Here is a 21,591-nt window from a genome sequence, read left to right as displayed (position 1 = left end):
CGGACTCCTGCATCGGCGTGATTTCCACTCATTGGGACTCGGTATGGCCACCAAACTGATGACGCATGGCCGACAGGATCCTGTCGGAGAAGCTGTGCTCCTGGCGCGAACGGAAACGCGCATACAGGGCCGCCGTGAGCACTTGAGCGGGCACGGCCTGTTCCACGGCGGTCTGGACGGTCCAGCGCCCTTCGCCCGAGTCCTGTACATGGCCGGTAAAGCCACGCAGATCCGGATCTGCTTGCAGGGCTGCCGCCGTCAGGTCCAGAAGCCATGATTCCACCACGCTGCCGCGTCGCCACAGCTCAGCGATTGCAGCCACATCGAATTGATAGCGATAGGGCTCGGGCGCCTCGGACGTTGCCGCGCTTTCAAGGATGTTGAAACCCTCGGCATAGGCCTGCATCAGCCCATACTCGATGCCGTTATGAACCATCTTCGCGTAGTGCCCGGCCCCCGAGGGGCCGCAGCGCAGATAACCCTTCTCCGCCGGTGCCACCGCCCCTTCGCGTCCCGGCGTGCGTGCGCTGTGGTCGTTACCGGGGGCCAGGGTTTCCAGCGCGGGCTCCAATTGCTGGAAGGCCTGTTCGGCGCCGCCCACCATGAGACAATAGCCACGCTCCAGGCCCCAGATACCGCCACTGGTCCCTGCATCCAGCAGAAGAATGCCCTGCTCTGCCAGCGCCCGTGAGCGGCGGACAGTGTCCTTGAAATAACTGTTGCCGCCGTCCACGAGCACATCGTTCGGGCTCAGATGCGGAGTCAGTGTCTCAATGACCGAGTCAGTGACCGCACCGGCCGGGACCATCAGCCAGATGCTGCGAGGGGGACGCAAGGTTGCCGCAAGTTCGTCCAGGGATTTTGCCGGATGCACCCCGGGTTGTTCCTGTGCCAGGGCATTGGCGACCTGCGGATCCCGGTTATAGACCACACACTCATGGCCATTGCGTGCCAGGCGTCGCGCCATGTTGGCGCCCATGCGCCCGAGTCCGATCATGCCAATTTGCATGGGTGTTCTCCTGTGGTGGGATGGGTATTTGCCTCAATCTTGCCTGCAACGGTTTCAAGTAACTGAGCATAGGCCGACTTGAAACCGTCGATCCCCTCCTGGCGCAGCCGCGCCGTAATACTCTTCAGAGGGATACCCAGCAGGGTCAAGGTCGTTAACGCGTGTTCGGCCTTGGCCACGCCCTCCGATAATGTCGGGTCGACCCGACCATGATCACGGAACGCCCGGTAGGTTGCCGGGGGCATGGTGTTGACCGTCTGTGATCCGATGAGGGATTCCACGTAATGGACGTCCGACATCGCCTTGCTTTTGGTGCCGGTGCTGGCCCACAGAAGACGCTGCGGTCGTGCGCCCATCTCCGCCAGCGCTCTCCAGCGAGGCGTGGCCACGAGACCAAGGTAATCCCTGTAAGCCAGGCGGGCATTGGCCACGGCGACCTGGCCCATGAGTTTTGTGGCTTGACGGGCATTTTCGCCGGAAAGCCGAGTATCGAGCCTTTGCTGTAACGCGGCGTCCACCGCCGTGTCGATGCGGCTGATGAAGAAACTGGCTACCGAGGAGACCGTGTTCAGGGACTTGCCCGACACGGCACGACGTTCCAGGCCACTCAAATAGGCCTCTGCCGCGCGCCGATACAGGGCCCGGTCAAACAACAAGGTCACGTTCACGTTGATGCCATCGGCGATCAGCTTTTCGATGGCGTCAAGACCTTCGCGGGTCCCAGGGATCTTGATCATGACATTGGGGCGTTCCAGTGCCTCCCAGAGCCGGTGTGCTTCCTGGTAGGTCTCCCGGGCTGACTCCGCCAACGTGGGTGATACTTCCAGGCTCACATAACCATCCGTACCCGAGGTCCTCGCATGGACGGGTGCCAGCAGATCGGCGGCATCGCGGATATCCTGCAAAGCCAGGGATTCATACACGCTGAGCGGGTCAAGTTCACCCTGTTCCACTTTGCTCTCAATGGCCCGTTCATAGCCAGTGCCGGAGGCGAAGGCCTGCTGAAAGATGGCTGGATTGGAGGTGATGCCGCACAAACCGTCCTCCCGAATGAGACGTTCGAGGGTGCCGTCGGCGATCATGGTGCGATCGATGGCATCCAGCCACGGGGATTGCCCGGCGGTTTGTAGCTGCTGTAACGCGTGTGTCATGACGGGCCTCCTGGGCGGGCTGATTTTGCCGTTGGCAATTGTCCTGCGGATGAATCTCCTGCGGTCTTTTGAGATGACGCCTCGCTGGATTGCACATCACCGGTGATGAGGCGGACGCCGCGGCCGAAGGTGAGGTAGGACCAGAACCAGTTGGCTGCCACCATCAGGCGATTGCGAAAGCCGATCAGGAAATAGATGTGGGCCAGGCCCCACAGCCACCAACCCGGGTAGCCCGAGACCTTCAAACGCCCAAAATGGCCCAGTGCCGAGTGGCGACCGATGGTGGCCAGTTGGCCCGGATTACGAAAACGGAAGGGGCCGGGAGCAGGACGGTCCCTGAGGCGCGAGGCAATGTGACGCGCCGCATAGCGCCCCATTTGCTTGGCGGCGGGCGCCACGCCCGGTGTGTGTGATCCGTCAGGGTTGCGGTGGCTGGCGACGTCGCCCAATACGTAGATAGTCGGGTCCTGGGGCAGACGCAGTGTCGCGTCCACCGGTATCCGTCCAGCGGGGTCTGTTTCCACCTTGAGCCATCGCCCGGCGGGGGAGGCCCGAACCCCGGCGCTCCAGATGACCGTATGTGTCGGGAGCACGCGTGATCCGATTCTGACGCAGTTCGCATCCATCCCGTCCACCCGGGCGTTCAGGATCAGTTCCACGCCCAGTCGACTGAGGGTCTTGGCGGCCTTGCGCGACAAGGAGGGTGGGAAGGGGCGAAGCAGGCGTTCGTTGGCATCTACCAGGACGACACGGGCATTCTCCGGCTGAATGTTCCGAAAATCCCTTGCCAGGGTGAACCGGGCCAGTTCGGCCACAGCTCCCGCCATTTCCACGCCGGCGGGGCCGCCTCCCACGACCACAAAGGTCATCAGGGCCTCCCGTGCGGGGATATCTTCTTCCATTTCCGCCTGCTCGAAGGCCAGAAGGATGCGGCGACGCAGTTCGATGGCGTCTTCGATGCGTTTGAGACCGGGTGCCCACTGCTGCCAGTGGTCCTTGCCGAAATAGTTGTGCGTGGCCCCGGTGGCCACGATCAGGTCGTCATAGGGCAGGCTGCGCCCGCCCACGGTGTGAACCTGTCGTGTCCGCCGGTCGATATCCTCGACGGTGTCAAGCAGCACACGAACGTTGGGAAACCGGCCCACAATGCCGCGAATGGGCGCGGCGATGTCAGCCGGTGACAGGGCCGCGGTGGCCACCTGGTAGAGCAGGGGTTGAAAAAGATGGTAGTTGTGACGATCGATGATGACGATATCCACCGGTGCCCGGGCGAGCTTCAGTGCTGCGCTCAGTCCGGCGAATCCGGCACCCAGGATCACCACGCGATGGCGGTGGTTGGCACTGTTCGAGATCAGGGTCATGACTCATGCTCCCCGGTCAGTGATCGGGGCCTGGCGAATCAGGCTTCGCCCAAGCCCCGATCAGTCGCGGTGACTCAGGATTGGTTGCCGCGCAGGATGAAGCTCAGTGCCAGCAACAAGAGCACCACCTGGAACTCCATGCCGCCCATGGGGTGACTGTCGCTGGCGACGAAACTCCACTGCCCCCAATGGACCATGGCGATGGCGCCAACCAGCACCGGCGCGGCGGCCAGCCCCGCCAGTCGCGTGACGATGTCACCAAGGCGGTTACGCACGGTGGCACCGACAATGATGCCCACGCCCGCCAGCACCTCCGCCAGAGCGACCAGGAAGGCGACCGTCACCGGCAGGTTCATCATGGCGGCAAAGCCGCCAATGCCCATGACGAACTTCTCCACCCCGTGAAACAAAAAGACACTGGCAAACCCGGCGCGCAGGAGCCAGTGGCCGTGGCGCGCAAGGATGGCATTGACGTTTTGAGAGGTGGCTTCATAGTGATTTGTGTCGATACGGGTGTTCATGTCTGAATCCTCCGGATTGTCTGGATGCAGGCGCTTTCGCGCCCTACGGTGTAAAGCCTAGGCCTGCTGTATTGCCACAGGTATCCGGTGTTCTACCTACGTATTCCCCCGAATGCGCGTGGGAGGGGGAGGGGGCTATGCTGTGCCCAGCAACGTGGGCCCCGTTTCGCCCGTATGGAGGATGTTCACTGTGAATCCATCGAACAAACCGGCCGCATCGACTCAAAGCCATGGCCTGTGTGATCACCGCACAGACTCAGAGGCATCCGCAGACTGGCGTCTCTGGGGGCCCTATCTGTCGGAACGGGCCTGGGGAACCGTGCGGGAGGATTACAGTGCGGACGGCGAAGCCTGGGATTACTTCGGCCATGACGATGCGATCATGCGGGCCTTTCGCTGGGGCGAGGACGGCATCGGTGGGCTGTGCGATGCACAACAACGTCTGATCTTCGCGCCGGCCCTGTGGAACGGTCGGGATCCGATCCTGAAGGAACGTCTGTTCGGGTTCAGCGGACTGCAGGGCAGCCATGGAGAAGACGTCAAGGAATACTACTTCCACCTGGATGCCGAACCTGGCCATCGCTGGCTCGCTTACCGTTACAAGTATCCCCATGCCGCGTTTCCCTACGACTGGCTCAAGGCGGAGAACGCTCGCCGCGGTCGTCGTGACACACCGGTCGATCTACTGGAGAGCGGCGCATTTGATGAGGATCGTTACTGGGATCTGGAGATCACCTACGCCAAGGCCGGTTCAAGGCAGATCCTCATCTGCCTTGAGGTGCACAACCGGGGGCCGGTGCGGGAGACCTTGTATCTGTTGCCGCGCCTGTGGTTTCGCAACACCTGGAGTTGGGGCGACGCCACCCAACGGCCCCGGCTGCGCGCTGTTGAGCCCTTGGAGGGGGCCGCCTGGGCGGTTCGTGCCGAGCACGCCACGTTGGGCACTTACCTGCTTCAGGGACAGGAGGCAGCCGACAGCCTGTTCACCGAAAATGAGACCAATTTCGAGCGACTATGGGGAGAGCCCAATCCTCAGCCCTTCGTGAAGGATGCGTTTCATCGTTATCTCATCGCGGGGGAGGCGAAAGCCGTGAATCCTGAACGGGTGGGTACCTCCTTCATGGCTTGCCACCGCCTCACCGTTGAGGCGGGCGGGAGCGCGCGCCTTCATATGGTGCTCAGTGAAGCCTCTGTGCAGACACCCTTTGCCGACTGGGAGTCGGTGCGCCGTCACCGTCGCCAGGAGACGGACAGGTTTTTCGACGGTCTGCTGCCCAACGCCGACCCGCAGGACCGTCGCATCCTGCGCCAGGCACTGTCGGGGCTGCTCTGGAACAAGCAGTTCTATTCCCTTGATGTGGCCCGATGGCTCGATGGCGACCAGCATCCCCCGCCCCCGGAGCGGGGGAAGGTTCGCAATGGCCATTGGCGCCACCTCAAGGTGCAGGCGATCATTTCCATGCCGGACAAGTGGGAATACCCCTGGTTTGCGGCCTGGGACCTGGCCTTTCACAGCGCCAGCCTGGCGCTGGTGGACGTGGGTGTGGCCAAGCAGCAGTTGGAGTTGTTGCTGGGGGAGCAATTGTTGCACCCCCATGGACTGATCCCTGCCTACGAGTGGGATTTCGGTGATGCCAATCCACCGGTCCACGCCATGGCGGCCCTGAAGGTTTTTCGGGCTGAGCGGGTGCAGTCCGGGTGCCAGGATCACCGTTTTCTCAAGCGCGTGCTCCACAAACTGTTGCTGCACTTTGCCTGGTGGATGAACCGCAAGGATCCTGATGGACATCACCTGTACGAGGGCGGTTTTCTAGGGCTGGACAACATCTCCGTGTTCAATCGGTCCGAGCCACTGCCGCCGGGGCATGTGCTCAAGCAGGCCGATGCCACTGGCTGGATGGCCATGTTCGCCCTCAATCTCACCCTGATGGCGCTGGAACTGACGACGGAGGATTCCGATTGCGAGGACATTGCCATCCAGTGCTATACGCAGTTCTTGAACATTGCCGCGGCCTTGTCCGGTGGTCGCGACGGAGCACCCTCGCTCTGGGACGAGGCTGACGGGTTTTACAAGGACCTGGTGCTGGCACCCGATGGCCAGTCGGCGCATGTGGACGTGTACTCCTGGGTAGGCATTGTGCCGCTGTTTGCCTGTGAAGTGGTGGATCAGCGTCTGCTGCGGTCGGCGCCCCGCTTCGCCCGGTTGCTGGCCGAGCACGGTGGCGGTGGTTTCGATGGTCATGTGGTGTGTGCCTGTCCGGAACACGAAAACGAACGGGGTGAACATCTGCTGGCCCTGGCCTCGCCCGAACAGGTGACACGTATCCTGCAGCGGGTCTTGGACGAGGGACAGTTGCTGTCCCGGTTTGGCGTACGCAGCCTCTCCCGCGAACACGCCACGCATCAGGATCTGGGTAACCTGCCGGGTATTGGACACGCGCACATCGCCTATCAACCAGGCGAGGCCGACAGCGGCATGTTCGGCGGCAACTCCAACTGGCGTGGACCTATCTGGTTACCACTGAATTATCTGTTGGTGCAGACCTTGGAGAAATACCACCGCTATGCCGGTGCAAGCCTGACCCTGCCGGCCCCTTGTCTGGATGGTGAGCCCGTCACCCTGCGCCAGGCAGGGGAAGTCATCGCCCAGCGCCTGGTGAATCTCTTCCGGCGGGATGCTCGGGGCCTGATCCCGGCATTCCCCCCGGATTCGCCGTTGCAGAATGACCCCCACTGGCAGGACATGATGCTGTTTCACGAATACTTTCACGCCGAGACCGGCCGGGGGCTGGGGGCTCAGCACCAGACCGGATGGACGGCGCTGGTGGCCAATCTTCTTCTGAGACGGTATCGGGAGGAAGTACCCGACTATTGGCAGGGCTCCTCCGGGCGATGAGTGATCCGATCGCCCGCCCATGGCGTGGACAAACGGGCCATGTGGCGATCGGATCACCGCAATCGTGGGCATGCATGGGTTCAGAAGCTCACCCGCACGGACCCCTGCACCCGGTTGACGTCACCACTTCCTTGACCGTTGATGCGCCCCTCGATGGAGCGCTCGGCCCAGATGTATTCCAGTCCGACCATCACGTTGTCCATCACGTCGTGTAGCAGGTTCAGGTGCACGGATTGAACCTCCTGGTTGACCCCCGCGTAGGCATCTCCGGGGTTGTCGGCCGCAGCATAGCTGACGACCGCATTGCTGCGCGTGTTCTGGTTCCACCAGTGGCGATAGGCCACGTAGCCTCCATAGGCCTCCAGGGTATCGAGCGTGCCGTCCGCCTCGATGAAGGCATCGGGGAACACGTTCAGCCCCAGATAACGACCCATGGCATTGCCGTAATTGAGCTGAAACCTGAGATCATCGCTCGCGCCGATCTTGACCAGGCCTGTCAGACTCAAGGCCGCCCCCCACACGTCGTCATCGATGTCCCGGTCGATGTCGTCGGAGGTGCTGCGTTCGGCCCGCAGGTTGCGCACGATGCCTGCCACTGAGCCATGTCCCCAATCACGATGCACGTTGTACCGGGCGACGATGTCCGGCCAGCGATCATCCCGGCCACTGCGCACGTTGGTGCCACTGTCTTCCACCGTCAACGTGGTGAAGGGCTGTTCCAGGGATAGCATCAGGTTGTCGGATTCGCCCATGGGGCGTGTGTAGCGGATCTGGATATTCCGGTTGAACAGAGTGCCCACCGGACCCACGAAGTCCAGCGTCTCGGGCTTGGTGGTGACGTTGTAGAAGGTGCCCCAGGTCTGGCCCGCAGTCCAAGGGCCCAGGCTGACGAAGGCATGGCGCAGTCGCGGCGCCTGGTTACCCACCAGTCGATTGCGGTTCAGTTCGCGACTGTCCATGAAATCCAGTTCGATATGGGTGACCAGGTCATCCCCGTCGGTGGGTGTGCGGGTTCGCAGATAGAACCGGGACTCGCGCACGCTGTAACGGGTGACGTTTCGAGTGTCTTCCTGCCCATCCAGCGGGATCAACGCGGGGACCAGAAAGGTCTCACTGGCATCGTCGGCGGCGTCGTTGGTGCGGTCCGTGAACATGGCATCCATCTTCACGTAGCCGCCAAAGTCGATCTCCGTCTGGGACCAGGCCGCGGTGGACCCGCCTGCCAGCAAGCTGGCGGTGATGCAGGCCATGAGTCGGGTGGGGCGGGCGGTGCAAGGCTTGTTTGGGTGCTTCATGGTTTTCACTCCCGGAGTCAGCGGTCTTAGGGATGCCGGAGCCAGGGAGAAAGGCCTTGAATCCCGGGCTCAACAGGAGCGTAGGATTCCGGGGTGAGTGGGGTAATGCGTTGTTTTACTTAAGTGTTTTTGCTTAGAGGCTGGCGTTGGCGCGCCTCTGGGTAAGTATTCCTACGCATGGGTGTCTGGGTGGTGGCGGCCTACTCTGTCCCTGTAGGTCGTTGCCGTGCTCGACCTGGACAGGACCTGGAGATCTGCCATGCCCATCGTTGTATTGATCCTGGCCGGCATCGTGGCGCTGTCTGTCGCATCGCTATTCTGGTTTTGGCCGCCCGTGATCCTGGCTACGGTGGCGGGGGTCGTCCTGGCCCTGGTGGCCCTGCGGGATCATTTTCAAACCCGCCACTCCCTGCGCCGCAATTTTCCCTTGTTTGCCCGCGGGCGTTGGATGATGGAGGCGTTACGGCCTTTCGTGCGGCAATACTTCATCGAGTCGGACATCGATGGGGCGCCCATCAGCCGCATGTTTCGCAGCATCGTCTATCAGCGGGCCAAGGGGGAGATCGACAGTGTGCCCTTTGGCACCCGGGTGGATGTCTATCGCAGCGGCTACGAGTGGATCGGCCATTCCCTGGCGGCCATTCCCGTGGATAAGGTCGAACCGCTGCGTGTCAAGGTGGGTGGGCCCGACTGTCGTCAGCCTTACAGGGCCAGCATCCTGAACGTTTCTGCCATGAGCTATGGTGCCTTGAGTCAGAATGCCGTTCTGGCGCTCAATCGGGGGGCTTGCAAGGGCGGCTTTGCCCACAACACGGGGGAGGGGGGTATCAGCCCCTATCACCTGCGGGAGGGGGGCGATCTGATCTGGCAGATCGGCACCGGCTACTTCGGTTGCCGGGATCGCGCGGGCCGATTCTGTCCCGACACATTCAGGGAGAATGCAGTCAGGGATTCGGTCAGGATGATCGAGATCAAGCTCTCTCAGGGGGCCAAGCCCGGCCACGGGGGTATCCTGCCCGCCGCCAAGAATACACCGGAGATTGCCGCGATCCGCGACGTTCCGGTGGGTGTGGAGGTGGAGTCTCCACCCACCCATAGCGCCTTTGATTCTCCCCTGGGTCTGATGGTTTTCATTGGGCGCCTGCGGGAACTCTCCGGCGGCAAGCCCGTGGGTTTCAAACTGTGCATCGGCCGGCGCAGCGAATTTGTCGCCCTGTGCAAGGCCATGGTGGAATCCGGAATTGCCCCGGATTTCATCACGGTGGATGGCGGGGAGGGCGGTACGGGGGCTGCGCCCCTGGAATACACCAACTCGGTGGGCATGCCACTGCGCGCCGCCCTGGCGTTCGTTGACGACTGCCTGACCGGTTTTGGGCTCAGATCCTCGGTCACCGTGATCGCCTCGGGAAAGATTCTGACGGGATTTCACCTGGTCAAGAATCTGGCGCTGGGCGCCGATCTGTGCAACAGCGCCCGGGGCATGATGCTGGCCTTGGGGTGCGTGCAGTCACTGGTGTGCAACAGCAACCACTGCCCAACGGGGGTAGCCACGCAGAATTCCCGATTGCAACGAGGTCTGGTGGTGAGTGACAAGGGGGATCGAGTCGCCTCTTACCATGCCAGGACCCTGCGGGCGACCGCTGAACTGATCGCCTCTGCCGGCCTGTGTCACACCCTGGAGTTGAACAGGACTCACATACACCGCCGGATTGATCAGCATGCCATCAGGCGCTATGACGAGATCTTCCCTTACATGCCCTATGGCGCACTGCTCAAACAGCCCTTGCCACCGGAGTTTGCCCTCTATTGGGAGGAGGCAGACGTGGACCACTTCCTGCCCCGGCATTGTCTCACCCGCACCCGCTCTGGCACTGAAGAGGTGCTGGAGCGGGTTTAACGGTATTCGGGATCAATCCGGGTGTGAAGCAGATTGTTGGCATAGGTGGCCAGGGTGAATGTGGAGATGATGGTGATGATCTCCAGCAGGTCCTCGTGGGACACGCCCCGTTCCTCGAAGAGCCCCACTTGCGCCCGACCCAGGCAACCGCGACGCTCCATGATCTGGCGCGTGGCCTCGAGTAGGTATCGGTAGCGATGCTGACCCAGTGGCCGCCTGGCCACGACTTCGGCGATGGTTCGGGTGTCGACACCGGCCCGGGCAGCCTCCCTGGAGAAGACGCCCTGGCAATAGGTGCACTCGTTGTGCACGGCCACCTCGAGAACCACCAGGGCCTGCTCATCCGGGGGGAGCCTGCCATGGCGCTCAAGCAGATGCTCCAGTTGTACAAAGGCCTCCAGTGACAGCGAATGACGATCGAGTGTGCGGTAGAGATTGGGAACGGTGCCCGCAAAATCCGCAGCCACCTGTTGCAGGGTGCTACGACTTGTTTCACTATCATGATCGTATTGTGTCATGGGTGTCGGCCTTTGCATTGCGCCCGCTGCGCGCCTTGGGGAAGGTCCCGGTCGTGGTTCAAGGATGGCACTGCCTGGCCAGCTTGGCTATCCGGGATAACCACAATGCTGGCCCTTGGGCTTCAACGCCCGCCATACATGGCTTGGGGCACAGGATTGGTGCATCGGGTCGAGGGTCAGCCATGAAGGGTTGGGTAAAGACGCTGTCCGGGAATCACTTATGATCCTTGCCGACGCCATTGCGAACAGCGCACAGGGCATTGCTCAGTTGTTCGAGGAGCTCTACGACCCGGCATTCCTGATCGACCCGGCTCAAGGGCGTTTCATTGGCGCCAATGCGGCGGCCTGTCGGTTTCTGGGGTATTCGGCCGAGGAATTCACCCAGCTGACCCCCACGGACATACACCCCCACGAGATCCCGCGGCTGGATGCCTTCATGGTGTCCGTGCGTGAGCATGGCCGTTGGGTGGCCGATGATCTGTCCTGTCGCACCCGGGATGGATCCCTGTTGCCTGCGCAGGTGCGGGCAACCGAAGTGTGCATCGGGGGGCACGTCTACGTCCTGACTGTCGTCCGTGATCGACGCGAGGAACAACTGGCGGAATTGGGTCGATCCATCCGCAAGCTCACCCACGACCTGCGTAACACCATGGTGGCATCCCGCCTGATGGGGGATCGACTCTGCCGTCATGAAGATCCCATGGTCAGGCGCAGTGCGGAACTGATCACGCGTTCGGTGGACCGTGCCGTGAACATGTGCCAGCAAACCCTGGAGGTGGGCAATGCCGAAGAGCAGCAACCCCAGCGGGAGCGGTTCTTGCTGGGGGATGTGCTTGAAGAGATCCGTGCGGCCATCGGCCCCGAAGAGGTGGCCCGTGCCTCCCTGGATACCTCGCAAGCAGCGGATGCAGAGGTGGATGCGGACTTCGATCAGGTTTACCGTATTCTGCTGAACCTGGTCCGTAATGCGCTGGCCGCAGGTGCCTCGCGCCTCCAGGTGATCGCCAGTCGTGAAGCCGACTCGTTGCTGATCGACCTGTCGGATGACGGCCCGGGTATCCCGGAGGCGATGCGCGCTCGCTTGTTCTCGGAAAAGTCCGGCTCACGAACGCCTGGAGGGGCGGGGCTGGGCCTGGCCATCGCGTGGGAGTTGGCGCGTAATCACCAGGGAGATCTGCTCCTCCTGAACTCGGGTCTGGAGGGAACCACCTTTCGGCTGGTATTGCCTGCAGGGCCGACGCTGGAAGGGACACCATCAAGGCCTCAGCCTGGCGCCAAGCGCCCTGATGGTGACCCGATGCCTAGGCCCTGATCCCTCGGCTCGGCGGTCAACCCGATGCCGAAGGTTCCCAGCGGCGAGCCGCAAAGGGTTCATCCAGCGTGGTCGCGGTGACGTGGTTGGTGTAATTGCTCAGGGTCTTGAGGCCTACCCCCAGGATGACTTCCAGCACCTGTTGGTCAGTGAACCCGGCGCCCAGAAAATCCTCCACCTGTGCATCCGACACCCAGCCACGCTGTTCCACCACCGCTAGGGTGAACTGGCGCAATGACTCCAGACGCGGATCCTCGAGCACTTCTTGCGCCCGCAGCGCCTGGGTGATCTTTGCCGGCACTTCCGACATGTCCGCCGTGATGCTATGGGCCGCGACGCAGTAGTGGCATTGGTGGCGCGCGCTGATGGTGAGCAGGATCACGTGGCGCTCGATCACCGTCAGGCTGGTCTGTTCGAACAGGTTATTCAGGGTGAGATAGGCCTCGGCCAGTTGAGGGGAAGTGGACATGGAGCGAATCAGGTTGGGGATCATGCCGAACTTGCTCATGCTGAGTTCACGCGCAGGCTCAGGGACTTGAGCATCCTCGTGCAGGGGAAAACGGTCTTGGGTCATGGTGGCCTCTCGTGATGGATCTGAGTGTCGTTCCCTGTTGGGAGAAAGTGGCGGCCGCTACGTCACGTCGTGTTACGTAGTGCCCGCCTGGGTGGTCGTCATGGGCGGCGGTACCACCGCGCCAGGGCATGATCCAGGGAGGCCCTTCCTGGCCCCCAGGTCATGATGGCCAGCAGCATGGCGGCCCAGGGCAAATGATGCGTGGCCCACGCATCGGGGATGGTCAGCTGGATCACCAGGGTCATCAATAGCAGGCCGAGGGCCGCAAAGCGGGTGCCCAGCCCCAGGATCAGCAGGATTGGCAAGAGGATTTCGCCGATGGCCGCCAGATAAGCACTGAGAACGGGCAGGGGCATGGTATAGGTCTCGCCGAACAGGTGCAGCTGGAACTCGTGCTCGAATAGCCAGCGGGCCCCCGGGGAGAGTTGCAGGCCGTCCCACTTGGTCAGCCCCGATCGCCAGAAGGGGATGGCCACGGCGATCCGCAGCAGAAGGGCCGATAGCGAGGCGGGCAGATACCCAAATCCCCGCGCGGTGGCGTCGACAAGGCGCACCAGGGACTGGCCGGCTGATTTGCCCGGATGATGGATCGACGTGCTCATGGACACTCTCCTCTGCCAGGGGTTGCCTGTCGCCGATGTGGCTCGGCTCAGGACAAGGACTTTTCATCGATGGCCGTCGTCGGCAGCATGCGGTGTTGATACTCGCTGCAGGCCAGGGCCAACCGAGCCAGGTGGGATGCGCTCTTGGCCCCCATCTTTTGCATGAGATTGCTGCGATGGATCTCCACGGTGCGCACGCTCACATCCAGATCCCGGGCGATGAGCTTGTTGGGTTTGCCATCCAGCAGACCCTCCAGAACGTCACGCTCCCGTGGGGTCAGTGAGTCGAGCCGCGCTTGCAGATGGGCGACTTCCTGGGCACCGGCCCGTTGTTCGGCATCCCGCTCCAGGGCATCGCGCACCGCGTCGAGCAGCGCCTCATCGCCGAAGGGCTTTTCCAGGAAATCCAGGGCGCCTTCACTCAGTGCCCGCACCGCCATGGGAATGTCTCCGTGGCCGGTAATGAACACGATGGGCATACGGATGTCCTGCTCCTTCAGCCGACGCTGCAGGGTGAGACCATCCATGTCCGGCAGGCGCACATCCAGGATCAGGCAGCCGGGGGTCTTTGGTGTCACGAACTCGAGCACCGCCTGGGCGTCGCCGAAGGCGCGGACATGAAAGTCCTCGCTCTTGAGCAGCAGGCTCACCCCGGCGCGCACATCCGGATCGTCATCCACGAGATGAATATGGGGTGTTTGGGTTGGCATGATGCGTCTCCAAAGGGAGGTTGAAACGAAATTCGGCCCCGCCTTCCGGCAGGTTGCGTGCGGTCAATTGCCCCCCGTGGGCCTCGATCAGGGATCGGCTGATGGACAAGCCCAACCCCAGTCCCCCTTCCTTCCAGGTGGCGAAAGGATCGAAGAGTCGGGGCAGGCGTTCGGGGGGGATCCCCGGTCCCGTGTCGGTGACAATCATGGTCAGGCCATCGCGCGTGGAGGCCACCTGAAGATCAATGCGCGCTGGACTCCTGCCCTGGACGGCGTCCATGGCATTGCGCAGCAGGTTGATGAGCACCTGTTCCACCTGTAGGGGAACCACGGAGACCCTGGGCAGCGCGTCGGGGAGATGGACCGTCAATGGGATATGGCGCCGGTTCAGTTCCGGTCGCAGCAGTTCAAGTACCGGATGCACCAGGTCACGGGGCGATACGGGTTGTTGCTCGGGGGTTTGACCGGCTGCAAAGGCACGCATCTGTCGCACCGTTTCTGCAGCCCGGTGGGCACTGGCGTCCAGCTGCCCCAGTGCCTCCTGGAGGGCATCCATCTTGCCCTGGGCCAGCAGGCGCTTGCAGGCCTGGGCATAGCTTGATAAGGCACATAAGGGCTGGTTGAGTTCATGGGCTAGACTGGAGGACAACTCGCCCAGCGTGCTCAGTCGTCCCGCCCGGGCGAGATCCTCCAGGTAGTGACGTGCCCGCTGCTCTGCCGCCTCGCGCTCATGGCTCAGGGCGTTGAGCACCAGTCCGGTCAGGACCAGCAGGGCCAGTTGGGCATTGAGGGACAACAGGCTCTCGTCCAGACCCATGTCAACGAATGGCCCCAAGCCCCAGCCGGTCCCGGACAGGGCGATGAGCCCGGCGATCAGGGTGAGCGTTACGGTGATCTGAACAGGGCAGCGCACCGCTGCCAGCATGATGAGTGGAAAGACCGCGTAGGACAGCGGCATGGCGATCCCCGCAGGCAGCACGCCGGAATACACGAGCGCAGCAATGCCGGTAATGCCGGTCGTGAGGACCACCGCCTTGATCCATACCGGTCGGCTGAGACGGACCGGCGCCCCCAGCCAACTGATGAGCGCCGGCGCCACCAGCACCAGTCCCATCAGGTCCGCCACCCAGCACAGCCACCAGGTCTGGGTGAAGCGCACCTCCTCCAGGCCCACGGCCATGCCCCAGGCCCCGGCCAGGGCCGCCAGCCCTGAGGACGCCACGGCGCCAACGCTCAGGAACAGCCACACATCCCGCAACCGATCCAGTCGCGGCCTCATGATCAGGCGCCGCAGCAGGTGACCGCCCAAGGCCACCCCCATCAACGTGGCCGCGACGATCCCGACCGCTTCGAGCGGGGGCACCACTTCCAGAGTGAACTGCCAGGTGATCAGGGCGGCGGCGATGCCCACAGCAGGCAGCATCCAGTAGCCGTAGAGAAACACGAAGGCCAGTCCCACACCGGTGGCAGGCCACACCAGGGGAATGCCATGGGCATCGGGGGTAAAGACGAACCCCCACATGCCCACGGCATAATACAGGGTGACCAGCATCAGGCTGCGCAGTAACAGGGCCATGCCGTTGACCGATACCACCCGGCGCCAGTGATGTCGACTCAGGGAGAGGGGGAGTGTGTTCATGTGCGTGGGCCTGTCAGAACCGAAACGCGGTGACGCCGCCACTGCCCACCAGCCTCTCAAGGCTGGCCTGCAGATCGAAACCGGGGTGCTGGGTGGCCTGGTCGACCGCCTGTGCCAGGCGGCAACCTGCGCTCAGGGCCTTGACAAAGGTTGCCGTGCCCAAGGGAACCCGGTGAACCTGGACATCCATGTGGGGCCTGCAGACGAGGGTGGCCTCAGCGCCGCTCTCCAGATCGATACGCTTCACCTGGGCATCATGGCGATTGGTATGCCAGATGGAACGGGCCGGCCAGGGGGACTCGAGCACGCGCAGGGAGGGGTGCAACCCAAGGTGCAGGTGCCCCACTTGTTCGGGCGGTATCCGGGACAGTGCCTGGGGCGGCAGTGGCGTCTGATCCTGGGCATGATAGGCACGGTGCCAGGCCCACTCGATGTGCGCCACATCGCCAAGATAGGGTAGGCGAGCGGCCGGTTCAAAGTAGTCGATAAAATCGGGAAATGCCTCTCCATAGTCGATGAGTACCGGGCTTTCAGGCAGCACCTGCCCCACAAAGCGGCGGGCAAGGGCATGAAAGAATGATTCTCCCACCAGCCGCTGGACCACGGGGTAGAGCCGGGTCACGGCTTCCACCAGGCTGACGTGCACATTGTTGCGATAAACGCCAAACCGCAGTACTGGCGGCAGGGAACCATGGCCGCGAACCCCCACGGGCAGCGGGGTGTCGGGCTGGCGCAGGGCCTGCACGAAATCGGCCTCGTATTCAGCTTGCAAGGGCATGGCCTGCCTCCTCATCCAGGATATGGCGATCCAGCAGATGCTGAGCCCTGCGGGACTCATCGAACAGGGTTGGCCACGAGGGGATGTGGTTGTCCCATTCGATGAGCACGGGCAGGGGGCCGGTGAGTGCCAGGGTGTGGTCCAGCAACTGCCAGACCCCGGCGGTTGCGGGGCGGTCATGGGTGTCGATGAGCAGCGGCCGACCCCCGTCGTCCTGTTGCTGATCGTGGCCGGCCACATGGATCTCGGCCACCCGATTCATGGGGAACGCATCCAGATACGCCTGGGCCTCAAAGCCATGGTTGGTGGCGCAGACCTGAACATTATTCACGTCCAGCAACAATCCGCAGCCAGTGCGGTGCGATACGGCATCGAGAAACTGGATCTCGCTGATGGTGCTGTCTGCCAGGTCCACATAGGTGGACGGGTTTTCCAGCAACAGGCGTTGTCCGAGCACGTCCTGCACCTGATCGATGTGGCGGCAGACGCGATCCAGGGTCTCGTCGGTGTAGGGCAGGGGCAGCAGGTCGTTCAAGAATCCACCCGAGTGAGTGGACCAGGCCAGGTGTTCCGAAAACAGCCCGGGGCGATAGCGGCGCACCAGCTCAGCCAGTCGGTTGAGATGCTGGCGGTCCAGTGCCTGTGCGCCACCGATGGAAAGCCCCACACCATGAATGGAGAGGGGGTAGCGCTCGCGGATGGCCGTCAGGTAACGATGAGGCGGACCACCGGCGCCCATGTAGTTCTCGGCGTGGACCTCGAACCAACCCATCTGGGGAGCTTGTTCAAGGATCGTCCGGTAGTGTGCCGGTTTGAGGCCCACGCCAGCCGATGGGGGGATGGCATCTGCACCGGCCAATGTGAGGGGGCGCGTCGGATCAGACATGAAACCTCCCGCGATGAATTGGAGTACCGCATCCTTGCGGTGTGGATATCAAGACGATGCCGGGCCGGTCTCTCAGGACCGGCTCGGCAGATCCCGGTCCAGCGGTTCCAGGCTGCCTTGCCGGTCGCCCGGGAGTTCAAGCTCTTCACAGGTGCCAGCGGGTACCAGGCTCCAGGCGTTGCCCTGGTAGTCCTGGGTGGAGGTCCCCGAGCAGGAGGTGCCCGGCCCGGCGGCGCAGTCATTCTCGCCTGCAGGTGAAACGCCGTAGCATTTTTCCATGGTGGCCGAGGACGCCACGGCGCTGGGTGCATACACGGCGCCCGCCACGGCCAGGGCAAAGGCACCGGCCATGCTGGCGGCGGAGAGGGATTGGGCGGTATGTTGGGTCATGAGGGTGCTCCTTGATCAATGAATAGAACGCGCGGGGCCTGGGGTTTGCTCCAAGCCTGGTTTTAGATTAGGGGGCACGGCCTGAAGGGGTAATTCGTAGGAATACCTAGTGAGGCGGCTCGACGAGGCATTGGCAGGGCGTTTCACGCTGGCTGGAACAAGGCCATTAATCCATGCGTGAGTCAGGAGAGGCGGGCATGTTCAACGATCGGGAAAAGATGCTTCGCTGCCGCCTGTTGTTTCCCGGATTACTCCAAGCTCCTTGTCCCACGCTGATTCTGGATGCAAGGCGGATTTTTCCGGACTATGAGGTTCGGAGGAGGACCTCCGCTGGCGAACGGATGCGGGTGAGCGGGTGCTGAAAAATACTGCATTGGCCGCTAGACTGAGGGACAAATTCATTGGGTAAGCCGAGATGTCTTCTGCTGCGCCGCCCCCTTGCGCTAGCCGGCGTCAGGTCCGGGTATCGGCCATCTTCGCCGAGCAATGGGATGACGGGTTTGGTGCCCGGGGCTGGAAGCTTGATGTGCCTGGCGCGGGGCCCGACGTGATAGCCACGACCCCATACACGGGGGAGCGAATCCCCACCTCTGTCTTCGTCCACGACCTCGTCGATCACCACCTATGTGGCTTTCAGCTGTCTGGCTACCTCGATGAGGCCGGCGCGCTGATCCAGTTGGCTCAGCGTACCGGGTCGGACCCAGTGCCAGATTTCCAGCAGATTATCGACGAGGACCTGCTCACCGGAACTGTCGAGGGGCGGGACTGGCAAACTCTGCTACCGGCGCCGCTGATAGTGTCGATTCCCACCGCAGCCAGCCCCAGCGCGGGCATCCAGGATTTACGTTGCAAACTCGGCGACGGCCTTCTCCGGGCATTGTTCACCGCCGGGTTCGTGCGCGAGGGCTGGCTGCGGTGGGACACTGCCCGGACCACCTGGGAAGCGCACGGGCTGGACTATGAGGCGCGTCCACGCATCGCCCTTGCGCTGCAGGCACTTTTTGAGTGGATGGATACGCGGGTGAAAGACCATGGCTGGTCTCATGCCCGAGGCGAATTTTTCATCGGCAATCATGCCGTTGAATTTGGTTTCAAGGAGCCGGTCGCCGATCTGCACTGGGTCTCGGTCGAACAGCCGCAGGATCCACTGGAAGATCACGAATCGAATTGAAAAGAGGTTCCAACGCCGATCCGTGTCCGAAACGGAACTCATCGCATGCACAGTCGGACCAAGCGAAGTATCAGATATCCAGACCTTTCTTGGGTTGGACCCCAGTTGGGAAGGGGCGCCGCAAGCCACTACACCACTGCGACGAGACGGAGGGGGCCTGGACTGATCCTGCCCGCGCACCCCGCACTTGTGACAGGTCCGGATGTCGATGCCCGATACTAGGCCTGGCAACGCGGCCCACTGGTCGGCTTGGCTTCCTGCAGCGGTCAGGACGTATGCCCGATGCCTGGTTAGATCTGCGCGCCGGTTCCACCCCCTGGGAATTGGAGCCAGCCGGTGACGCAACCAGTCTGAAGGCAGGCATGCACATTGCGCTGGATTTCTGGGTGCCGCCCTTCAGTAGCCCGACCAGTATGGAGCGGGCGACTCTGAGAGACACCATCAATCTGCGTCATTTCATTGAGCGCGACTCTGAAGCGAATCCGTAACGCACTGTGCCCGCTCAGGATCCAGAAAAGCCAAATTCAGGCCGCATCTTTCATGATCGGCTGCCACGTTCGAGGTGGAGGAAACACAAGCATGGTCCCACAGGGATGGCGGTGTGCGACCCAGAGCGGTCGCTCGGTAGGAGTGGATGAGAGACTCCAATTGCCTGCACAGCTGACAGTCGAACGCCCCCCCCCGTTTAGGCACGATGTGACCGACTGTATTCGCGCTGGAGGAGCTCATCAGCACAGTGGAACTATACTTGCTGAGTGCGTATTCTGTGCGTAAAATGTGCATCCCTAGATTATCCTGTCTGGAGTAACGTCATGACCGCCATCTTCGCAGACGTGCTCGAATCGACGCGCGAAGTCGGTACTTCGCGGTTCTCCGCGTCGAATGTCGCCAACATTCTCGGCATGCAGCAGCAAGACCTGGCCGAGTTGGCGGGTGTCCATCGCAACACCCTTCGCACCCACCCGGAATCCCCAAAACTCCAATCCGCACTGCGTGATCTCATGCGGGTGTTGTCGGCGGCCATGGCAGTGGAGTCGGATCTGCAGCGAGCCATCTTCCTGGTCAAGAACGAGCCCATTCCCGCCTTCCGCCACAAGACCCTGTTGCAACTCGTACAGGAAGGTCGCACCGACGACGTGATTGGCTATCTGGAGTCGATCAGCACCGGTTTCGTCGGGTGATCCTCGTTAACCTCCCTGCCGGTACTATCTTATTCCGGGCGCATACCCCGCAGTGGGCCAGCAGACCGACAAGCGGCGCGGGTGCCGCAATCCAAGGGGGACGCTTTAACCGAGACGGCGTTGAGGCACTCTATCTATCGCTGGACGAGGTGACTGCGTTGCGTGAGTACCAGCAGACCTCACCCTTCCTGCCGCCCTGTACGATGTGCTCCTACACTGTGACGCTCCGAGATCTGGTCGACCTTCGCCAGTTGTATCGTGGGGAGCCCTGGGACGACCTCTGGCATGATTGGCGGCACCTGAAGTTCGATCTTCACATCGAACCCCCCCACTTGGGTTCTTGCAGACATGGTGTTGGCCCGTGGCTGCACCGGCATCCTTTTCCCGAGCCAGGTGCATGAAGGCGGTACGAACCTCATCGTGTACTCAGCCCGTCTCAAGGATGGGAATTCGGTCATGGTGAACGATCCGGACAGGCGGTTTCCCCGCGACCAATCCAGTTGGGTGCGCTGATGACCTGGCATACCATTGGCGCCGCCGGCCTACCATCATCTGTCGGTTGCCTTCTCGGGGGCATGCGCGCATCGCTGGCTGTCCAGTACCGGTCAGCGCACCTGACGGGGGAGGGGCGCTGACCGGCCCAGGCGTATCAGCATTCGGTGCGTTCGGCCATCTCCAGGGCGTCATCGACCTCGATGCCGAGGTAGCGGACGGTACTTTCCAGCTGGCCAATGAGTTTGCCCTTGTTCCACGGGGGGCAGTCTTTTCCGAATCTTTCATGGTCAGTTTCCTCGTTTGAGGTGGAGGAAACACAAGCATGGGCCCAGTGGGATGGCGGTGTGCGACCCGGAGCGGCCGCCGAGCCGTTGCTCACGAACGACTCCTCACTGCTGCCCTGCGGACGCCCGAAAACTTCCATATTGCGGGCATCCTTTTTTGGGATATTGCATGCAATTCGTGCCGGCGACCGGAAGCGCCCATAATCTTGCGAGTCCGAAGCAGGCTTGCATTAATCTTCGAGCATTACCCATAATGTGTGCCATGAGTGCACAAAAAGAGGGAAAGCTGAAGAGTGTCTTGGAAGCTGTTCCCGCCGGTTTTGTGGTGGATGCGCGCTGGCTGGAGAACCACGGCGTCAACCGGTTCCTCACCCGGAAATACGTGGATCGCGGCTGGCTGGAGCGGCTGGAGCGCGGTGTCTTCCGTCGCCCCATGCCGCAGCCAGCCCCTCCAGACTGGAAGAGTTGCATCCTGTCTCTCCAGAAAATCATGGGTTATCAAGTCCATGTCGGCGGCACGTCCGCCCTTGACCTCCAGGGTTACCGCCACTATCTTCCGCTGGGTGCGTATCCGCCCGTGTGGGTCTACGGCAGTGACACGCCAAGCTGGCTGTCGCGCCTCACCCTCGACGCACCGCTCATCAGCCGCCCCCTGTCCCTGTTTGATGACCCGTCGCTCGGTCTGACGGAATACAAACACGGCAATGCCCCGACTCTGCCCTGGGGCTGGACGCTCCGAATATCTTCGCCGGAGCGCGCGATCCTCGAAGCACTTGACGAACTGCCCGCGCATGAGAGTTTCCATAACCTTGACATGGTTTTCGAGGGGCTGGCGACGATGCGGCCTCGCCAGCTGACGGCGCTGCTGCAGAGTGAAGTGGACCCCATCCACTGGACCACCTGACAGGGGGGTTAAGCTCT

23 protein-coding genes are annotated in these 21,591 nt (G+C 62.3%); 9 read left to right on the top strand and 14 right to left on the bottom strand.

From position 1 onward, the window contains the following. Window positions 1-28: 28 nt before the first annotated feature. From gnd to ECTOBSL9_RS04895, 4 genes are all read right to left on the bottom strand, one after another. The gene (gene gnd, locus ECTOBSL9_RS04910) at window positions 29-1,009 is read right to left on the bottom strand and encodes a phosphogluconate dehydrogenase (NAD(+)-dependent, decarboxylating) (protein WP_063464128.1); all 981 of its coding nucleotides are present in this window, start codon (window positions 1,007-1,009) and stop codon (window positions 29-31) included. Further along, a complete protein-coding gene (gene tal / locus ECTOBSL9_RS04905; protein WP_063464127.1) occupies window positions 994-2,160 on the bottom strand; it encodes a transaldolase in 1,167 nt (388 codons plus the stop codon). The genes gnd and tal overlap by 16 nt, the downstream gene beginning before the upstream one ends. Next, on the bottom strand, window positions 2,157-3,521 hold the full coding sequence (locus tag ECTOBSL9_RS04900; RefSeq protein ID WP_063464126.1) for an NAD(P)/FAD-dependent oxidoreductase: 1,365 nt from the start codon (window positions 3,519-3,521) through the stop codon (window positions 2,157-2,159). Before ECTOBSL9_RS04900 ends, tal begins: the two co-directional genes overlap by 4 nt. A 74-nt stretch (window positions 3,522-3,595) precedes the next feature. Then, on the bottom strand, window positions 3,596-4,042 hold the full coding sequence (locus ECTOBSL9_RS04895) for a DoxX family protein (RefSeq protein WP_063464125.1): 447 nt from the start codon (window positions 4,040-4,042) through the stop codon (window positions 3,596-3,598). Window positions 4,043-4,232: 190 nt separating this feature from the next. Here ECTOBSL9_RS04895 and ECTOBSL9_RS04890 point away from each other — a divergent pair, with 190 nt between their 5' ends. Further along, window positions 4,233-6,938, top strand: a complete 2,706-nt coding sequence (locus tag ECTOBSL9_RS04890; protein WP_240481053.1) for a glucosidase — start codon at window positions 4,233-4,235, stop codon at window positions 6,936-6,938. Between the two features lie 80 nt (window positions 6,939-7,018). On the opposite strand, the gene ECTOBSL9_RS04885 is transcribed toward ECTOBSL9_RS04890, so the two are convergent. Then, window positions 7,019-8,233, bottom strand: coding sequence for a DcaP family trimeric outer membrane transporter (locus ECTOBSL9_RS04885; RefSeq protein WP_082829744.1), 1,215 nt, complete (start codon window positions 8,231-8,233; stop codon window positions 7,019-7,021). Window positions 8,234-8,492: 259 nt separating this feature from the next. Here ECTOBSL9_RS04885 and ECTOBSL9_RS04880 point away from each other — a divergent pair, with 259 nt between their 5' ends. Next, window positions 8,493-10,130 carry an FMN-binding glutamate synthase family protein gene (locus ECTOBSL9_RS04880; protein WP_063464124.1) on the top strand — a complete coding sequence of 546 codons (1,638 nt, stop codon included), beginning with the start codon at window positions 8,493-8,495 and terminating at the stop codon, window positions 10,128-10,130. On the opposite strand, the gene ECTOBSL9_RS04875 is transcribed toward ECTOBSL9_RS04880, so the two are convergent. Then, window positions 10,127-10,648: a carboxymuconolactone decarboxylase family protein gene (locus tag ECTOBSL9_RS04875; RefSeq protein ID WP_063464123.1), complete on the bottom strand. Its 522-nt coding sequence runs from the start codon at window positions 10,646-10,648 to the stop codon at window positions 10,127-10,129. The two genes, ECTOBSL9_RS04880 and ECTOBSL9_RS04875, sit on opposite strands and share 4 nt — an antisense overlap. A gap of 220 nt (window positions 10,649-10,868) precedes the next feature. Between ECTOBSL9_RS04875 and ECTOBSL9_RS04870 the strand changes: the two genes are divergently transcribed. Beyond that, window positions 10,869-11,960 (top strand): ATP-binding protein, encoded by a 1,092-nt coding sequence (locus ECTOBSL9_RS04870; RefSeq protein WP_063464122.1) that lies wholly within the window; start codon window positions 10,869-10,871, stop codon window positions 11,958-11,960. A 16-nt stretch (window positions 11,961-11,976) separates the two neighbouring features. On the opposite strand, the gene ECTOBSL9_RS04865 is transcribed toward ECTOBSL9_RS04870, so the two are convergent. The 7 genes from ECTOBSL9_RS04865 to ECTOBSL9_RS04835 all read right to left on the bottom strand — a co-directional run bounded on the left by ECTOBSL9_RS04865 (window position 11,977) and on the right by ECTOBSL9_RS04835 (window position 17,539). After that, window positions 11,977-12,534 (bottom strand): carboxymuconolactone decarboxylase family protein, encoded by a 558-nt coding sequence (locus ECTOBSL9_RS04865; protein ID WP_063464121.1) that lies wholly within the window; start codon window positions 12,532-12,534, stop codon window positions 11,977-11,979. 98 nt (window positions 12,535-12,632) lie between these two features. Next, window positions 12,633-13,136 (bottom strand): DoxX family protein, encoded by a 504-nt coding sequence (locus ECTOBSL9_RS04860; protein ID WP_063464120.1) that lies wholly within the window; start codon window positions 13,134-13,136, stop codon window positions 12,633-12,635. Window positions 13,137-13,183: 47 nt separating this feature from the next. Beyond that, window positions 13,184-13,846, bottom strand: coding sequence for a response regulator transcription factor (locus ECTOBSL9_RS17720; protein WP_063464119.1), 663 nt, complete (start codon window positions 13,844-13,846; stop codon window positions 13,184-13,186). Further along, window positions 13,809-15,485 (bottom strand): ATP-binding protein, encoded by a 1,677-nt coding sequence (locus ECTOBSL9_RS04850; protein ID WP_240481052.1) that lies wholly within the window; start codon window positions 15,483-15,485, stop codon window positions 13,809-13,811. The genes ECTOBSL9_RS17720 and ECTOBSL9_RS04850 overlap by 38 nt, the downstream gene beginning before the upstream one ends. 13 nt (window positions 15,486-15,498) lie before the next feature. Then, the gene (locus ECTOBSL9_RS04845) at window positions 15,499-16,263 is read right to left on the bottom strand and encodes a DUF2063 domain-containing protein (protein WP_168161532.1); all 765 of its coding nucleotides are present in this window, start codon (window positions 16,261-16,263) and stop codon (window positions 15,499-15,501) included. Further along, a complete protein-coding gene (locus ECTOBSL9_RS04840; protein ID WP_063464117.1) occupies window positions 16,247-17,149 on the bottom strand; it encodes a DUF692 domain-containing protein in 903 nt (300 codons plus the stop codon). Before ECTOBSL9_RS04840 ends, ECTOBSL9_RS04845 begins: the two co-directional genes overlap by 17 nt. A gap of 72 nt (window positions 17,150-17,221) precedes the next feature. Next, a complete protein-coding gene (locus ECTOBSL9_RS04835) occupies window positions 17,222-17,539 on the bottom strand; it encodes a DUF2282 domain-containing protein (RefSeq protein ID WP_063464116.1) in 318 nt (105 codons plus the stop codon). A 415-nt stretch (window positions 17,540-17,954) separates the two neighbouring features. On the opposite strand from ECTOBSL9_RS04835, the gene ECTOBSL9_RS04830 reads away from it, so the two are divergent. The 5 genes from ECTOBSL9_RS04830 to ECTOBSL9_RS17655 all read left to right on the top strand — a co-directional run bounded on the left by ECTOBSL9_RS04830 (window position 17,955) and on the right by ECTOBSL9_RS17655 (window position 20,404). Beyond that, a complete protein-coding gene (locus ECTOBSL9_RS04830) occupies window positions 17,955-18,710 on the top strand; it encodes a hypothetical protein (protein ID WP_063464115.1) in 756 nt (251 codons plus the stop codon). A gap of 275 nt (window positions 18,711-18,985) precedes the next feature. After that, the gene (locus tag ECTOBSL9_RS04825; RefSeq protein WP_063464114.1) at window positions 18,986-19,198 is read left to right on the top strand and encodes a hypothetical protein; all 213 of its coding nucleotides are present in this window, start codon (window positions 18,986-18,988) and stop codon (window positions 19,196-19,198) included. Between the two features lie 324 nt (window positions 19,199-19,522). Beyond that, window positions 19,523-19,891, top strand: coding sequence for a hypothetical protein (locus ECTOBSL9_RS04820; RefSeq protein ID WP_063464113.1), 369 nt, complete (start codon window positions 19,523-19,525; stop codon window positions 19,889-19,891). Next, a complete protein-coding gene (locus tag ECTOBSL9_RS04815; protein WP_256366326.1) occupies window positions 19,888-20,292 on the top strand; it encodes an RES family NAD+ phosphorylase in 405 nt (134 codons plus the stop codon). Before ECTOBSL9_RS04820 ends, ECTOBSL9_RS04815 begins: the two co-directional genes overlap by 4 nt. Beyond that, window positions 20,240-20,404, top strand: coding sequence for an RES family NAD+ phosphorylase (locus ECTOBSL9_RS17655; protein WP_256366325.1), 165 nt, complete (start codon window positions 20,240-20,242; stop codon window positions 20,402-20,404). The genes ECTOBSL9_RS04815 and ECTOBSL9_RS17655 overlap by 53 nt, the downstream gene beginning before the upstream one ends. A 136-nt stretch (window positions 20,405-20,540) precedes the next feature. On the opposite strand, the gene ECTOBSL9_RS04810 is transcribed toward ECTOBSL9_RS17655, so the two are convergent. Then, window positions 20,541-20,765, bottom strand: coding sequence for a hypothetical protein (locus ECTOBSL9_RS04810; protein ID WP_156500040.1), 225 nt, complete (start codon window positions 20,763-20,765; stop codon window positions 20,541-20,543). A gap of 167 nt (window positions 20,766-20,932) precedes the next feature. Between ECTOBSL9_RS04810 and ECTOBSL9_RS04805 the strand changes: the two genes are divergently transcribed. Continuing rightward, on the top strand, window positions 20,933-21,574 hold the full coding sequence (locus ECTOBSL9_RS04805; protein ID WP_240481051.1) for an AbiEi antitoxin N-terminal domain-containing protein: 642 nt from the start codon (window positions 20,933-20,935) through the stop codon (window positions 21,572-21,574). The last annotated feature ends 17 nt before the right edge of the window (window positions 21,575-21,591 follow it).

The sequence above is a fragment of the Ectothiorhodospira sp. BSL-9 genome, assembly GCF_001632845.1.
In the GTDB taxonomy this organism is placed as follows: Bacteria; Pseudomonadota; Gammaproteobacteria; order Ectothiorhodospirales; family Ectothiorhodospiraceae; genus Ectothiorhodospira.
Note: the sequence above shows the minus strand (reverse complement) of the source record. Positions and strands in the feature narration are given on the sequence as shown.